The 15556-nt window shown below is 74.4% G+C and carries 15 protein-coding genes; 4 read left to right on the forward strand and 11 right to left on the reverse strand.

Translation table 11 applies throughout. The annotated features are described in order from the left end of the window. Window positions 1–189: 189 nt before the first annotated feature. From sbnA to ACIP5K_RS07655, 5 genes are all read right to left on the reverse strand, one after another. Window positions 190–1197: a 2,3-diaminopropionate biosynthesis protein SbnA gene (gene sbnA / locus ACIP5K_RS07635; protein WP_401406280.1), complete on the reverse strand. Its 1008-nt coding sequence runs from the start codon at window positions 1195–1197 to the stop codon at window positions 190–192. Window positions 1198–1476: 279 nt separating this feature from the next. After that, window positions 1477–2394 carry a TauD/TfdA family dioxygenase gene (locus tag ACIP5K_RS07640; RefSeq protein WP_401406283.1) on the reverse strand — a complete coding sequence of 306 codons (918 nt, stop codon included), beginning with the start codon at window positions 2392–2394 and terminating at the stop codon, window positions 1477–1479. Window positions 2395–2417: 23 nt separating this feature from the next. After that, window positions 2418–3350 carry a heme ABC transporter ATP-binding protein gene (locus ACIP5K_RS07645; protein WP_401406286.1) on the reverse strand — a complete coding sequence of 311 codons (933 nt, stop codon included), beginning with the start codon at window positions 3348–3350 and terminating at the stop codon, window positions 2418–2420. Next, window positions 3347–4438, reverse strand: coding sequence for a FecCD family ABC transporter permease (locus tag ACIP5K_RS07650; protein WP_401407538.1), 1092 nt, complete (start codon window positions 4436–4438; stop codon window positions 3347–3349). Before ACIP5K_RS07650 ends, ACIP5K_RS07645 begins: the two co-directional genes overlap by 4 nt. Before the next feature lies 1 nt (window position 4439). Further along, window positions 4440–5483, reverse strand: coding sequence for a hemin ABC transporter substrate-binding protein (locus ACIP5K_RS07655; protein ID WP_401406289.1), 1044 nt, complete (start codon window positions 5481–5483; stop codon window positions 4440–4442). 110 nt (window positions 5484–5593) lie between these two features. On the opposite strand from ACIP5K_RS07655, the gene ACIP5K_RS07660 reads away from it, so the two are divergent. After that, window positions 5594–7018 (forward strand): HtaA domain-containing protein, encoded by a 1425-nt coding sequence (locus ACIP5K_RS07660; RefSeq protein ID WP_401406292.1) that lies wholly within the window; start codon window positions 5594–5596, stop codon window positions 7016–7018. Between the two features lie 103 nt (window positions 7019–7121). Beyond that, window positions 7122–8645, forward strand: coding sequence for an HtaA domain-containing protein (locus tag ACIP5K_RS07665; RefSeq protein WP_401406295.1), 1524 nt, complete (start codon window positions 7122–7124; stop codon window positions 8643–8645). Window positions 8646–8701: 56 nt separating this feature from the next. Here the strand turns inward: ACIP5K_RS07665 and ACIP5K_RS07670 are convergent, their stop codons facing one another. The 3 genes from ACIP5K_RS07670 to ACIP5K_RS07680 all read right to left on the reverse strand — a co-directional run bounded on the left by ACIP5K_RS07670 (window position 8702) and on the right by ACIP5K_RS07680 (window position 10618). Beyond that, window positions 8702–9607 (reverse strand): glycosyltransferase family 2 protein, encoded by a 906-nt coding sequence (locus tag ACIP5K_RS07670; RefSeq protein WP_401406298.1) that lies wholly within the window; start codon window positions 9605–9607, stop codon window positions 8702–8704. Between the two features lie 71 nt (window positions 9608–9678). Beyond that, window positions 9679–10035, reverse strand: a complete 357-nt coding sequence (locus ACIP5K_RS07675; RefSeq protein WP_401406301.1) for a MazG-like family protein — start codon at window positions 10033–10035, stop codon at window positions 9679–9681. 37 nt (window positions 10036–10072) lie between these two features. After that, window positions 10073–10618 carry a DoxX family protein gene (locus tag ACIP5K_RS07680; RefSeq protein WP_401406304.1) on the reverse strand — a complete coding sequence of 182 codons (546 nt, stop codon included), beginning with the start codon at window positions 10616–10618 and terminating at the stop codon, window positions 10073–10075. A gap of 90 nt (window positions 10619–10708) precedes the next feature. On the opposite strand from ACIP5K_RS07680, the gene ACIP5K_RS07685 reads away from it, so the two are divergent. After that, window positions 10709–11032, forward strand: coding sequence for a nuclear transport factor 2 family protein (locus ACIP5K_RS07685; RefSeq protein ID WP_401406307.1), 324 nt, complete (start codon window positions 10709–10711; stop codon window positions 11030–11032). Window positions 11033–11047: 15 nt separating this feature from the next. On the opposite strand, the gene ACIP5K_RS07690 is transcribed toward ACIP5K_RS07685, so the two are convergent. Next, window positions 11048–11899, reverse strand: a complete 852-nt coding sequence (locus tag ACIP5K_RS07690; RefSeq protein ID WP_401406310.1) for a PhzF family phenazine biosynthesis protein — start codon at window positions 11897–11899, stop codon at window positions 11048–11050. 44 nt (window positions 11900–11943) lie between these two features. Beyond that, window positions 11944–12717, reverse strand: a complete 774-nt coding sequence (locus tag ACIP5K_RS07695; RefSeq protein ID WP_401406313.1) for an SDR family oxidoreductase — start codon at window positions 12715–12717, stop codon at window positions 11944–11946. A gap of 142 nt (window positions 12718–12859) precedes the next feature. Between ACIP5K_RS07695 and ACIP5K_RS07700 the strand changes: the two genes are divergently transcribed. After that, window positions 12860–14479: an alkaline phosphatase D family protein gene (locus ACIP5K_RS07700; protein ID WP_401406316.1), complete on the forward strand. Its 1620-nt coding sequence runs from the start codon at window positions 12860–12862 to the stop codon at window positions 14477–14479. A gap of 78 nt (window positions 14480–14557) precedes the next feature. On the opposite strand, the gene ACIP5K_RS07705 is transcribed toward ACIP5K_RS07700, so the two are convergent. After that, window positions 14558–15556, reverse strand: coding sequence for a Gfo/Idh/MocA family protein (locus tag ACIP5K_RS07705; protein ID WP_401406319.1), 999 nt, complete (start codon window positions 15554–15556; stop codon window positions 14558–14560).

The following is a 15556-nucleotide window of genomic DNA, read 5'->3' on the forward strand; positions in this document are numbered from 1 at the left end:
TCAGCCTTCCGATGCTGGCGACGGCCGCCATACCCACTCCATATTCGGGCCGTCGGGCCGTCGGGCCACGGCCCGACCGGCCCCGCGGCGGTGGAAGGCAAAAGGGCCCGCGGTGCTCACCCGGGCCGGATGCCGACACCCCGTCGCGGGGGCCGGACATGACACATCGGTACGTTCCGGGCCCCGCGGCTACGGCGCCGCCACGGGCGCCTCCGGCTTCCAGAGCTGCGAGACCTCGCCGAACCGCTCGCCGACCCACACGTCGTCGTAGATGGTGTCGAGATAGCGGTCCCCCCGGTCCGGGAAGATCAGCACGCAGTGCGAGCCGGCCGGGATCTCCCCGCGCAGCTGGTGCAGCGCCGACACCACGGCGCCGGACGAACCGCCCGCGAGCACCGCCTCCTCGCCGACCAGCCGGCGGCAGCCCACGACGCAGTCCAGATCGGTCACGTGGACCACCCGGTCGGCCGCCGACGCGTCGAACAGGTCGGGCCTGACCGACGCGCCGTGCCCGGGGATCAGCCGCCGGACCCCGCCGGCCTCGCCGAAGAGCACACTGCCGACGGCGTCGACCGCGACCATGGTCGTCATCAGGCCGTGGGCCCGGGCGTACTGGGCGCAGCCCTGGAGGGTGCCGGTGGTGCTGGTCGCGCAGAACAGGTAGTCCACCTTGCCGTCCAGCGCCTCGGCGATCTCGCGCATGGTGCGCCGGTGCGCCGCCGGATTGAGCGGATTCCCGTACTGGTTCGGCCAGAAGGCGTGCGGGATGGTCGCCACGAGCTGGCGGACCCGCTCCAGCCGGCGCCCGAGATATTCGCCGGTCCGCGGATCCGGCTCGGTCACCTCCTCGATCTCGGCCCCGAACGCCCGCAGGATCGCGAGATTCTGCCGGGGGGTCTTCGCGTCCACCACGCAGATGAAACGGACGCCGTGATACCGGCACAATTGGGCGATCCCCACGGCGAGATTGCCCGAACTCGATTCGACCACGACCGAGCGGGCCGGGTCGATCTCGCCGCTGCGGATCCGGTCGAGGACCATGCTCGCCGCGGTCCGGTCCTTGATGCTGCCGCCCGGATTGAAGCCTTCGATCTTGGCGAACACCCTCCCGTCGAAGCCCGGCAGAAGCCGGGGCAATTCCACCAGGGGCGTGCCCCCGACGGTATCGAGGATGCTGCCCGCAGCCGTTCTCTCCATAGCCACTCCTCTTTGAAGTACCTCCTTCAACCGTTGGTCCGGACGCTATAAGTGCCCTATACGGAAACGGATATGGCTGGAATGTAGGAATGGGCTCCAAGGTCTTGTCGAACACCCCGAGAGGAGGCCGAATGAACAACAACCTGAACAACAACGCGAACAACAACAACGCGAACGTGAACAACAACGCGAACGCGAACAACAACTGAGCGGCGCCACCCACAAAGCCCGGCTCCACGATCGTGGAGCCGGGCTTTGTGGGGCCGGGGGAGGGGGAATTCAGTCGGACATCGCCACCAGGACACGGCGCGCCCCCGCGTACGGCCGGCGCCCGTGGGCCACCAGCACGTTGTCGACGACCAGCAGGTCGCCGGCCCGCCAGTCGACGTCCACGGCGGTCTCCAGGCCCCGGTCCCGGATCTCCAGGACGTACGCGGGGTCGATCGGCCTGCCGTCCGCGAAGGTGACGTGCTGCGGCAGGTCCTGCTCCGGCATGATCCGGGCCAGCGCGGCGGCGGTCTCGTCGCCGAGCGCCGCGTGGTGCCACTGGTCGGCCTGGTTGAACCAGACCTCGGTGCCCGTGACGGGATGGGTGACGGTGGCCGGGCGTATCTGCGAGATCCGCAGGCCGCCGTCGCGCTTCCACTCCCACGTCGTCCCGGACAGCGTCGCCAGGTGCGCCTCCGCCGCCGCCCGCTCGGACACCTCGAAGGTGTCCTGCCAGCTCTTGCCGAAGCCGTGCCCGTCGTGCAGGTTCTGGGTGTAGCGCACCCCGCCCGCGAAGGCGGCCCGCAGCCGCGGCGAGAGCGCCGCCAGCCACGCATCGCCCCGCACGACCGGGGTGGCGCCCCCCGACCCCGGCGCCGTCTGGCAGTAGAAGGCGAGCCGGGAGGGCCAACGCGCCGAGTACGACAGCTCGTTGTGCATCGAGATCGTCTGCCCGGCCGGGTACTCCGTCGACGTGTAGATCCGGTCGCCCACATGGCTGCGGGGGGAGTTGCCGTGCACGTAGGCGAGCCGGTTGCGCAGGACGCGGTCGAGCACGCCGTCCAGGGCGGCGGGCGTGATGTCGAAGCCGCGGAACACCACGGCGCCGTTGCGCAGCAGTGCCTCGTCGAGGCTCGCGGTCAGGTGGTCGGGCAGCGGCCCTCGCTCGGGAGTGATCTCCGTCGGGGCCCAGGTCATGGTGTCGGTCATGAGCACGAGCGTCCCGCCGCGGGCTATACGGCTCCGATATCCCCGTCCTCCCCGTCCTCCCCGTCCTGCCCGTCCTGTCCGGCCTCCCCGTCCTGCCCGTCCTGTCCGGCCTCCCCGCCCGGCCCGGCGTTCCGGTGCGGCCGGACCGGCACCACCAGCGGTGTTCCCGTCCGCGGATGCGCCAGCACCTCCACCGGGTGCCGGTAGACCTCGCTGAGCAGGGCGTCCACCAGGACGTCCTCCGGCGGCCCGCAGGCCGTGATGCGCCCCGCGTGCAGCACCGCCACCCGGTCCGCGTGCGCGGCGGCCAGGCCCAGGTCGTGCAGGACCACGACCACCGCGTCACCGGCGGCGGCCCGCTCCCGGCAGACGCGCAGGACCAGTTCCTGGTGGCGCAGGTCCAGGGCGGCCGTCGGCTCGTCCAGGAGCAGCAGCTGGGCGGACTGGGCGAGGACCCGGGCCAGGGCGACCCGGGCGCGCTCGCCGCCGGACAGCGCGGCGAAGGGGCGGGCGGTGAAGGCCGTCGTCTCCGTCGCCGCCAGCGCCGCCGCGATCACCGCGTCGTCCTCGTCCTCGCGCGCCGTGCCCGCCCAGGGGGCGCGCCCCATCCGCACCACGTCCGCCACCGGGAACGGGAAGGACAGCGTCGCCGACTGGGGCAACAGGGCCCGGCGCAGCGCCAGTTCGGGCGCCGACCAGGCGGCGGCCGGCCGGCCGTGGACCAGCAGCCCGCCGGAGACCGCGGGCAGGTCGGCGGCCAGCGCCGCCAACAGGGTCGACTTCCCGGCGCCGTTGGGCCCGACCAGGGCCAGCACCTCGCCCGCCCGCACCGTCAGGTCCACGCCCGACAGGACGGCCCGGCCGCCCAGCTCCACGCGCAGGGCGCGGGCCTCGGCGACCGTGTCGCCCGGCGCGAACCGCCCGGGGAGCGTCCGTGAGCGGGTCCATCTCCTCATGCCCAGCCTCCTTGCCTGCGGCGGGTGCGGCGCAGCAGCCAGAAGAAGAACGGGCTGCCGGTCAGGGCCGTGAGCACCCCGATGGGGAGTTCGGCGGGCGCCGCCACCGTGCGCGCGGCGAGATCGGCCGCCACCAGCACGACCGCGCCGCCGAGCGCGCTGCCCGGCACCAGGAAGCGGTGCCCGGGACCGGCCAGCATCCGCAGCAGGTGCGGGACGACCAGGCCGACGAAGCCGATGACGCCGGACACCGCGACGGCCGCCGCGGTGAGCAGGGCGATGACGAGGATCAGCGTGACGCGCAGCTTCTCCACGTCCACGCCCAGGTGGCGCGCGGGGCGTTCGCCGAGGGAGAGCAGGTCCAGCCGCCGGGAGAAGAACGGCGCGACGAGCAGGCCGGCCGCCGCGCAGGGCAGCACGGCCAGCACCTTCGGCCAGGTCGCCTGCGCCAGCGAGCCGAGCTGCCAGAACGTGATCTGGTTGACGGCGGCCGTGTCCGCGTAGGACAGGAACAGGCCGATCAGCGCGCCCGCGAAGGCGTTCACGGCGATGCCGGTCAGGATCAGCGTGACGATCTCCGTGCGGCCGCCCGAGCGGGACATGACGTAGACGACGAGCACCGTCGCGAGGCCCGACACGAACGCGCAGACCGTGATGGTCCACGTACCGAGGAAGTTCAGGCCGAGCGCGATGCAGCCGACGGCGCCGACGGCCGCGCCCGACGAGATGCCGATGACGCCGGGCTCGGCGAGCGGATTGCCGAACACGCCCTGCATCAGGGCGCCCGCGCAGCCGAGCGAGGCGCCGACGAGGAGGGCGAGCACCACGCGCGGCAGGCGCACGTTCCACAGCACCGACTCGCCGACCCGGTCGAGCGCGTGCCCGCCGAGGCCGGTCCGGTGCTGGACGGAGGCCAGGATGTCGCCGGGCGCGATGTGGTAGGCGCCGATCCCCGCCGAGACCAGGGCGAGCAGCAGCAGGGCCAGGGCGAGTCCGGCCGTCAGCAGCCAGGCGGTGCCGCGCCGGGCGGCCGGCGCATCGGCGGGCGCCTCCCGGCCGGCCGTGCGCGGGGTGGCGGTCGCCGTCATCTCAGGCACCGCCCGTTCCGTAGAGCTGCCGCACGATGGAGCGCAGCACCTGGTCGGTGCGGGGGCCGTAGTTGAGGAGCACGCCGTCCTCGACGGAGACGACCCTGCGGTCCACGCCCGCCGGGGTCTCGGCGACGCCGGGGATCTTCACCATGCCGTCGACGCCGCCGACCGAGTCGAGTCCCTTGCTCATGACGAGGATCGCGTCCGGCGCCGCCTTCGCCAGCGCCTCGCTGGTGATCGCGGTGAAGTCCTTGCGCAGGCCCGATGCGGCGCCCGCGTCGACGGCGCCCGCCGCTTCGAGCAGCGAGGTGGCGCCGGACTCTTTGCCGCCGAGGAGGTAGACGGAGGCCGAGCCGCGCAGGTAGAGGAAGGCCACCCGGGGCCGGTCCCGGCCGCTCTTCGGCTCGGGGATCGTCCTGCGCACGGCGGCGATCCGGTCCTCGGAGCGCCGGGTCAGCTCCGTGCCGGCCGCCGGGACGCCGAGGGTGTCCGCGACGGCCCGGATCCGGGTGCCGACGTCGGCGAGGCCGGTCGCCGGGGCGATCACGACGACGGGGACGCCCGCGTCCCGGATCTGCCGCATCGCCTCGGCGGGGCCGGTCGTGGCCTCCGCGAGGACCAGGTCCGGCCGCAGGGAGAGCACGCTCTCCGCGGACACGTCGTGGTTGCGGGTGACCACCGGCAACTTCGCGGCCTGCGCGAACGTGGCGGTGATGTCGCGCGCGACCACGTGTGCGCCGAGTCCGAGCGTGAACACCAGCTCGCTGAGGCTGCCGGAGAGCGGCACGATCCGGTCGGCCGCGCGGACGGTGACCCGCTCGCCGTCGGCCGAGGTGACCGTGGCGGGCAGTGCGGGGGTGGGCGCCGGGCTCAGCGGCTCGACGCGGTTCGGGGCCGCCGCCCCGGCGGTGGCGCGCGGTGCGGCGGCCCCGGTGGTGGTGCCCGAGCAGGCGGTGGCGAGCAGCGCGAGGGCCAGGAGCAGTACGCAGATCAGCACCCCCGTCCGTCGGGGGGAGTGCGCGAGGGCGCCGTGCGTGGACACGCGGACACCGTCCTGTCGTGGTGGGAGGGGCTGTTGACGAGAGCGAGCATAGTTTAGGTTAGCCTTACCTAAGTCGCCAGGGTCTGGTGACGTCACCCGGAGGAAGAGCCATGCCCCGACGCGCCCGGATACGTGTCCGCGTCCTCGCCGTCACCCTGTTCACCGCGCTCCTCGGCGCCCTGCTGCCGGTCGCCGGCGCGCACGCCGCCGCCCGTACCGTGCAGGGCGGCCGGCTCGACTGGGGCGTGAAGTCGTCCTTCCAGAGCTACATCACCGGGCCCATCGCCCAGGGCACGTACTCGCTGACGGGCGGCGCCGCCACGGTCGGCGCCAGCCAGTTCCGCTTCCACTCGGCGCGCGGCTCGTACGACGGATCGACCGGCGCCTTCACCTCCTCGTTCTCCGGCGGCGTGCACTTCGTCGGCCACAAGAAGTCCGACGGAACCCACGAACTCGACATGACGCTCAGCAGCCCGACCGTCCGCATCGCGGGCGGCGCCGGGACGCTGTACGTCGATGTCGTGAGCAGGGCGAAGGGCACCGGGGCGGTCACGTCGTCCCGCCAGGTGCCCTTCGCCTCCCTCTCCCTCGGCGGGATCGACATGAGGGGCGACGGCACGGCCGTCACGCTCAACAACCTGCCCGCCACGCTGACGTCGCAGGGCGCCCGGTCCTTCGCCGGCTACTACACGGCGGGCACCGCGCTCGACCCGGTGAGCCTGTCCGCCGACGTCGCGCCGCGGAAGGCCGAACCCTCCGCCACGGCCACGAAGAAGGCCGCGCCGAAGGGCGCGAAGGAGAAGAAGGCGGCGAAGGCCGCGCGGGACGCCGGGAGGATCCGCGACGGAGCGGTCGACTGGGGCGTGCGGCGCACCTTCCGCGAATACGTCACCGGGGACATCGCCCAGGGCGGATGGACCCTCGGCGACGGCGCCCAGGACGGCGGCGCGCTGTTCCGCTTCCCCCAGGGGGACGGCACGTACGACAAGAAGAAGCGGACCCTGCGGGCCGCCTTCGACGGCTCCGTCCGCTTCACCGGCGAACACGGCCTCGACCTGCGACTCGCCCGCGTCAGGATCTCCGTGACGGACGGCAGGGGCACCCTGCGCGCCGACACGGGCGGCGCCGGCGGCACCACGAGGAACACCGCGCTCGTGACGTTCGAGGCCGGTGACCTCAAGGCCGACGACGGGCTCGTGCAGGTGCGCGAGGCGCCGGCCGTGCTCACCGCCGCCGGGGCGAAGGCGTTCGGCGGGATGTACCGCGCGGGCACCGCCATGGACCCCGTCTCGCTGGCCGTCGCCCTCGACGCGAACGTACGCCTGCCGGCCCTGCCCGACCTCGGCAGCTCGGCGTCACCGGCCCCAGCCCCCGGGGCGACGGCGCCCCGGTCCGCCGCTCCGGCCGCCGCCGCGACGGACAGCGGCCTGTCCGGGGGAGCGGTCGCCGAGATCACCGCCGCCGGCGTGATCGCCCTGGCCGCCGCGGCCGGCCTGCTGGTCCGCCGGCGCCGCCGCACCCCCGAGGACTCCTGACCCGGCCGCCCCCGCGGCCCCGAACTCCCCACTCCGCAGCGGCTGTCCACCCCCCCCCGGCAGCCCACCTGAACCAGGATCCACCCAAGGAGGAACCACCCCCATGGCACGCATCGCCAGACACCCGATGGCCCTCGCCGCCGCCACGGCCACCGTCGTCGCGCTCGGAGCCGGCGCGCTCGTCCTGCCCGCCGCGGCGGCCGACGGGGCCCCGGCCGGCATCGAGTTGAAGAACGGCACCCTCGACTGGGGCATCAAGCAGTCCTTCCGCTCGTACGTGACCGGTGCCGCCGCGGGGTCGATCGCCGCGACCGACGGCGCCACGCAGGCCGCGGGCAACGGCCCGTTCACCTTCACCGGCGGCACCGGCACCTACGACACCGCCACGCACGGCACCGACACCTCCTTCAAGGGCGCCGTCCGCTTCTCCTCCAAGGCGCACGGCTTCGACATCCGGGTCAGCGACGTGAAGGTGGTGACGTCCGGCACCACCGGCCACATCGACGCCGACGTCTCCCTCAACGGCACCGTCCAGAACGACATCGAGTTCGCCACCCTCGACCTCTCCGGGGTCCGGCCCGGCCAGGGCGCCGGCGGCGCGATGACCTTCAAGGACATCCCCGCGACGCTGACCGCCAAGGGCGCGGCCGCCTTCAACGGCATGTACAAGGAGGGCACCGCGCTCGACGCGGCGACGCTGACCGTCACGGCCGGCTCGGCGCCCACCGCCTCGCCGACCCCGACCAGGACGCCCCAGCCGACCCCCACGGCCACGGCGACCACCACCCCGGCGCCGTCGACGACCGCCCCCGCCCCGTCGACGACCGCCCCGACCAGGCCCGCCGCGGCCTCCGGCGAGATCGCCGACGGCAATCTGGACTGGGGCGTCAAGGAGTCCTTCCGTTCGTACATCACCGGCCCCGTCGCGAAGGGCAAGGTCGAACTGAGCGGCGGCGCCGCCAGGAACGGCTCGGTCTACCGGTTCGGCGACGCGAGCGGCGTCTACGACGCCGACGCCAAGTCCCTCGACGCGAAGTTCGCGGGCGGGGTCCGCTTCCTCGGCCACGAGGAGGGCGGCGCCTACTCCCTCGACCTGCGGTTCAGCGACCTGCGCGTGACGGCCAGGGGCACCGGCGGGAAGCTCGTCGCCGACGTCTCCAGCAAGGACCGCGAGAGCGGCAGGGTCACCACGTACGACAACCTGACGGTGGCCACGCTCAAGGTCGGCGCCGGCGCCCTGACCGCCAAGGACGACGTCGTCGAGCTGGACGGCGCCGCGGCCACCCTCACCGCCGCGGGCGCCAAGGCGTTCGGCGGGTTCTACCAGGCGGGCGCCGCGCTCGACCCGGTCACGGCCGCCGTCTCCCTCGACGCGGACGCGACCCTCCCGGTCGGCTCGGGCGGCTCCGACGGCGGTACGTCCGGCGGCACTTCGGGCGGCACCGGCACGACCGGCTCCACCACCACGGGCGGGACCGGCACGACCGGCTCGACCACCGGCGGCTCCCTCGCCGCCACCGGCGCCGACGTCCCCGCCGGCCCGCTCGCCGCGGCTGCCGCGCTGGTCGTCGCCGCGGGCGCGGGCACCGTGTTCGCCACCCGCAGGCGCCGCACCCGGCAGGGCTGATCCACACCGGCCCCGGCCGCCCCGGCCGTCCCCGGGGGCGGCCGGGGCCACCGCGGTCAGATCAGCGGCGGGCGCCCGAGCCGCGTCATCCGCCACACCGTGCTCCACCGCATCGGCCGCCGCTCACCTGCCGACGTGCGCACGCCCTCCACGAAACCGGCCGCCCACGCGCGCAGACCGCCCAGCGAGCGGGTGCGCAGCAGGGTGATCGCCGTCCAGACGCCCAGGTATACGGGGATCAGCGGGAGCGGCAGGCGGCGCCGGGCCAGCCACACCCGGTTGCGGGCGGTCATCCGGTGGTAGACCGCGTGCCGCGCCGGGGACGTCTTCGGGTGCTGGAGCAGCAGCGACGGCTCGTAGAGGACCTTCCAGCCCGCGTCCAGCGCCCGCCAGGCCAGGTCCGTCTCCTCGTGCGTGAAGAAGAAGTCGGCGGGCCAGTCGCCCGTCTCGGCGAGCATGTCCATCGAGAAGGCGTGCCCGCCGCCCAGGAACGCGGTCACGAGCCCGCGCCGCATCGGGTCCTTGGCGCGCAGCCGCGGCACATGGCGGCGCTGCGTCTCGCCGAGCTCGTCCGCGATGCGGAACCCCACGACGCCGAGCCGGTCGTCGGCCGCGTACAGCCGCTGGAGGGTGGAGAAGACGTCGGCGGCGACGAGCAGTCCGTCGTCGTCCAGTTCGACCGCCACGTCCACGTCGCCGAACGCGCGCAGGCGGGCCAGCGCGACGTTGCGGCCGCCCGGGCAGCCGAGGTTGTCGTCCAGCTCGACCGTCGTGACCTCGAAGGGGTATCCGGTGTACGCGGGCAGCACCGTGCCGTTGCCGATCAGCACGACGCGGGCGGGCGGCGCGTCCTGCACGGCCACCGAATCCAGCAGCGCGTCCACGTCCTTGGGACGGTTGCCCATGGTGACGATCGCCACGCCCAGGCGGGGGAGTTCGGAGATTCGGTGCCTGTCTGTCATGGCGGCGATGGTAGCTGTTCACCTGCGGGCGCCCGCGAGCGCGTCGGGCCGCGGGCGCCGGGCCCGGCGGATCAGTCCGTGCCGAAGGCGCGGTCCGCCAGCCCGGCCACATGGGCGCCGAGGGCGGCCCGCGCGTCCGGGGTGAGCGTGCCGAGCGCCACCAGCGCCGTGACGATCACGTCGCACAGCTCCGACTCGACGTCCTGCCAGGTGTGGCTGACGCCCTTGCGCGGGTTCTGGCCGACGGCCCCGATCACCGCCTCGGCGACCTCGCCGACCTCCTCCGACAGCTTCAGCACCCGCAGCAGCAGCGCCTCCCGGGGCGGCTGCCGGTCGCTGTCGTCGAGCCAGCCGCGGAGCCGGTCCACGGTGCTCCACAGGGCGGCGTCGGGATCGTCGGCCCGCGGACCGGTGTCGCTCGTCGTCATGGGCGCCGAGTGTACGAGCGCCGGGCGGGCGCGAGGACTACGCCTGCGGTTCCTCGGCCCGCTTGTTGCGCGAGCCGACCACCGCGAGCGCCGCCGCCCCGGCCCCGACGAGCGCGGCGGGCACCATCCAGTGCCGGTCCAGGGCGTGGCCCAGCGCGTGGTCCAGGGAGTAGCGGCCGGGCCCGGTCACCGCGAGACCCGCGGCGACGAACCCGAGGAACGCCGCGTACTCGTAGCCGCCGTTCATCGCGAAGAAGCCGTTCGGGGCGTGCACCGCGGAGGCCGCCACCATGGTCCCGGCCGCGGCGGCGCCGCCCACCGGCGTCGCCAGGCCCAGCGCGAGCAGCGCGCCGCCGCCCACCTCGCCGAGCCCGGCGGCCAGCGCGCTGGCCCGGGCCGGGGCGAACCCCATGGAGTCCATGGCCGCGGTCGTGCCGGAGACCCCGCCGCCGCCGAACCAGCCGAGCAGTTTCTGCGCTCCGTGCGCGAGCAGCACCCCGCCGGTGCCCGCGCGCAGCGCGAGCAGTCCGAGGCCGGTGCGGTCGGGGCCGGAACGCCGGGAGCGTATGCAGGTCGTCATCATGGTTCCACCGTCCGCCCCGGGCGCGCCGGGCACCCGGTGGCCGGGCCCGTTCGGGTGGCGGCCCCCACCGCCCGGTGCGACGCTGACCGCATGCCCATCCAGACCGCGAAACTCAGCGACCCGGCGGTCCGCGCCTTCGTGGCGGCCCTGAACGCCCACGACAAGGACGCCTTCCGGGCCGTCCTCGCCCCCGGCGCCACCATGGCGGACGACGGCAGCGCCCGGGACCTCGACGAGTGGACCGACCGCGAGATCTTCGACTCGCACGGCCATCTGGAGGTCGAGAAGGAGACGGCCCGGGGCCGCGGCCTCGTCGCCCGCTACCGCAACGACACCTGGGGCGAGATGCGCACCCGCTGGAGCTTCCGGGTGGAGGACGGCAAGGTCGCCCACTTCGAGACCGGCCAGGGCTGACCGCCCCGCCGGGTCCTAGGCGATCGGCACCGCCGTGCCGCTCACCCGCACCCGCGCGTCGCCGGCGACCAGCGTCACCGTCAGCTCGCCGGGGCGGCCCATGTCGGCGCCCTGGTGCAGGGTGAGCACGGACGCCTCCGGGACGAAGCCGAGCGTGCGCAGGTACGCGCCGAACGCCGCGGCCGCCGCACCCGTCGCCGGGTCCTCCACGACCCCGCCCACCGGGAACGGGTCGCGGACGTGGAAGACGGACGCGCTCTCGCGCCACACGAGTTGGACGGTGGCCAGGTCCAGGCGGTGCATCAGCGCGGTCAGCCGGTCCATGTCGTAGTCCAGGTCGGCCAGGCGCTCCCGGCTGCCCGCGGCGAGCACGAGGTGGCGGGCGCCCGCGTAGGCGATCCGCGGCGGGAACGCCGGGTCGAGGTCGGCCGCGGGCCAGTCCAGCGCCGCCAGCGCCTCGGTGACGTCCTGCGCCCGGACGTCCTCGACGTGCGGGGCGACGCTGGTCAGGGTCGCGCGCAGCGGGGTGCCGGGGGCGCCCTCGACGGTGACCGGGACCTCGCCGGCCCGGGTGTGGAACAGGAAGTCGCCCGTGCCGTGCCGCTCCGCGAGGGCCACCGCCGTCGCCACGGTGGCGTGGCCGCAGAAGGGGACCTCGGCCTTGGGGCTGAAGTAGCGCACGTGGTAGGCGCGGTCGCCGGCCGGGGCGGGCGCCGGGGTCACGAACGCCGACTCGCTGTAGCCCAGGTCGGCGGCGATCCTCAGCATGCCGTCGTCGTCCAGCCCGGAGGCGTCGAGGACGATCCCGGCCGGGTTGCCCCCGGCGGGGGTGGTGGCGAAGGCCGTGTAGCGCAGCGGGGTTGTCATCCCCCCATTCTGGCCCAGCCCCCCGAACCCCCCCGGCCGGCCGGTCATCCCCGGCCCACGTACGGCATGTTCGTGGCGAGCACCGTCGCGAACTGCACATTGGCCTCCAGCGGCAGCTCGGCCATGTGCCGCACGGTCCGCGCCACATCGCCCGCGTCCATGACCGGCTCGACGGCCAGCTCCCCGTTCGCCTGGAGGATCCCGCTGCGCATGCGCTCGGTCATGTCGGTGGCCGCGTTGCCGATGTCGATCTGCCCGCACGCGATCCGGTAGGGCCGCCCGTCGAGGGAGAGCGACTTGGTCAGCCCCGTCACGGCGTGCTTGGTCGCGGTGTACGCGAGCGAGTGCGGCCGGGGCGTGTGCGCGGAGATCGAGCCGTTGTTGATGATCCGCCCGCCCTGCGGCTCCTGCTCCTTCATCAGCCGGAACGCGGCCTGCGCGCACAGGAACGCCCCGCCCAGGTTGACGTCGACGACCTGCCGCCAGTCCTCGTAGGACAGCTCCTCGACCGGCACACCGCCGGGCCCGAACGTCCCCGCGTTGTTGAACAGCAGATCGAGCCGCCCGAACCGGTCGCGCACGGTGCCGAACAGCGCCGTGACGTCGTCGGGGCGGGAGACGTCGGCGCGGACGGCGACCGCCTCCGCGCCGGGGGCCAGGCCCGCCGTCTCCTCCAGCGGTCCGGGGCGGCGGCCCGCCAGGGCCACGCGCCAGCCGGCGCGCAGCAGTTCCAGGGCGACGGCCCGGCCGATGCCGGAACCCGCGCCGGTGACCACGGCGCTCCTCGTCGGTACCGGTGCGTTGTGCGAAACGTCCATGCGCCGCAGGGTACGGGCGCCCCGGCATCCGGAGATCACCGATCCGCCATGTGGCTGTTGTGTACGCGACAGGCAGTGGTCGTCCCGTGACACTCCAATGCACCTGACACCACACGACAGCAGCAGTCAGGGGAGGGGCTTCATGCCACACGCACCCGCACTCCGCGCCGCCGCCCAGCACGTGGGCCGCCGTCGCTTCCTCACCGTCACCGGCGCCGCCGCCGCGCTCGCCTTCGCGACGAACCTGCCCACCGCGGGCACGGCGGCCGCCGCCGAACTGGACGGCGCGAGGATCGGCGACGACCCCTTCACGCTCGGCGTCGGCTCCGGCGACCCGCTCCCCGACTCGGTGCTGCTGTGGACCCGGCTCGCCCCGGCCCCCTTCGAGACCGGCGGCGGACTGCCCGCCCGCCGCGTCGAGGTGCGCTGGGAGCTGGCCCACGACGCGCGCTTCCGCCGGATCGTCCGCCGGGGCAGCGCCACCGCGCACCCGGAGTTCGACCACTCCGTCCACGTCGAGGTCCCCCACCTCGACGCCGGCCGGGTCTACTACTACCGCTTCCGCGCCGGATCCTGGGTGAGCGGCACCGGCCGCACCCGCACCGCGCCCGCCGCCGACGCCCGGCACGTCCCGGCGCTCACCCTCGCCGCCGTCTCCTGCCAGGCCTACCACGACGGCTACTTCACCGCGTACAAGCACCTCGCCGAGGACGACGTCGACGTGGTCCTCCACCTCGGCGACTACCTCTACGAGTACGCCGTCGACTCCGCCGGCGGCGCCCGCAAGTACACCGACCGGTCGCTGCCCGACGTCTTCGACCGCGAGACCGTCACCCTCGACGACTACCGGTTGCGCTACGCCCTCTACAAGTCCGACCCGGACCTGGTGGCCGCGCACGCCGCGCACCCCTTCGTCGTCACCTGGGACGACCACGAGACCGAGAACAACTACGCCGACGACACCTCCGAGAACGACGACCCGCCGGCCGAGTTCCTGCTGCGCCGCGCCGCCGCCTACCGCGCCTACTGGGAGAACCAGCCGCTGCGCCGCCCCCAGCTGCCGCACGGCCCCGACGCCCGGCTCTACCGTCGCCTCCAGTGGGGCCGGCTCGCCCAGTTCGACATCCTGGACACCCGCCAGTACCGCACCGACCAGGCCAACGGCGACGGCTGGAAGGCCCCGACGCCCGAGTCCGAGGCCGCCTCGCAGACCCTGCCCGGCTTCACCCAGGAGCGCTGGCTGGTCGACGGCTGGCGCCGCTCGAAGGCGCTGTGGAACGTCGTCCCGCAGCAGGTCACCTTCGGCCGCCGCAACAACCCCGACGGCACCGGCACCCTCTCCATGGACTCCTGGGACGGCTACCCGGCCTCCCGCGAGCGGCTCCTGCGCGGGGCCCGCTCCGCGGGCGTCGAGAACCTGATGGTCCTCACCGGCGACGTGCACGTCTCGTACGGCATGGACATCAAGCAGGACTTCGACGACCCGGACTCCGCGACCGTCGGCACCGAGATCGTCACCACGTCGATCACCAGCGGCAAGGACGGCTCCGCGAAGCCGGCCAACTGGGCCGCCTACCTCGCCCGCAACCCGCACATGAAGCACTACAACGGCCAACGCGGTTACGTCACCGTGCGGCTGGGCGAGAGCGAGGCCCGCGCCGACTTCAAGACGGTCCCCGCGGTGACGGTCCCCGGCGCCCCCCTCACCACGGCGGCCTCCTTCCGCACCGAGCCGGGCAACCCGGGCCTGCACCGCGCCTGACCGGCGCGCCCCCGGACCGCCCCTCCGCCGCGGGGCGCGACCCGGGGGCGCGGCCGGCGCGCGCCGGTGACCGACGCCTCACACCTCCCCGGGGTAGCGCACGCCGATCGCCGCCCGCACCCGGTCCAGCGTCCGCATCACGGCCAGGGTCCCCTCCAGCGGCACCAGCGGCGACTCGGTGTCCCCGGCCCGCAACCGCCGCATGACCTCCAGCGCCTCGTGCCGCAGGGAGTCCCGCGGCCCGTCCTCCGGCACCCCCGTGAACTCCTCGGGCTCCCGCCCGTCGCGGTGCAGGACGAACCGCTCCGGATGGAAGAACCCGCCCGGCACGTCGATCCGCCCGGCGGACCCGGTGACCGACGCGGTCACGCCCGTACCGGCGTTGATGGCGCAGTGCAACAGCCCCCGCGCCCCGTTCGCCCAGGACAGCAGCATCCCGGTCTGGAGGTCGACGCCCTCGTCGGACAGCTGCGCCGACGCGGCGACCTCCGTCGGCTCCCCGAGCAGCAGATGGGCGAAGGACACCGGATACACCCCGAGATCCAGCAGCGCGCCCCCGCCCTGCGCGGGATCCCGCAGCCGGTGCGCGGGCGGGAACGGCCCGGCGAGCCCGAAGTCGGCCTGCACGGTGCGCACGTCACCGATCGCCCCGTCGTCGACGAGCCCCTTCAGCCGCCGCACCAGCGGATGGCAGTACATCCACATGGCCTCCATCAGGAACAGCCCGCGCGACCGCGCCAGCGAGACCAGCTCCTGCGCCTCCCGCGCGTTCAGCGCGAACGCCTTCTCGCACAGCACCGGACGGCCCGCCTCCAGACAGAGCCCGGCGGCCCGCCGGTGCGCGGAGTGCGGCGTCGCCACGTACACCACGTCGACCTCGGGATCCGCGGCGAGCGAGGCCCAGTCGCCGTACGCGCGCGGAATGCCGAACCGCTCCGCGAACGCCTTGGCCGACGCGTCCGACCGGGACCCCACCGCCACCACCTCGGCGTCCGGCAGATCGAGCAGATCCGCGGTGAACGAAGCGGCGATACCGCCCGTCGCGAGGATCCCCCACCGCACGCGTTCCACTGTCAT

The organism is Streptomyces sp. NPDC088785 (assembly GCF_044750685.1).
In the GTDB taxonomy this organism is placed as follows: domain Bacteria; phylum Actinomycetota; class Actinomycetes; order Streptomycetales; family Streptomycetaceae; genus Streptomyces.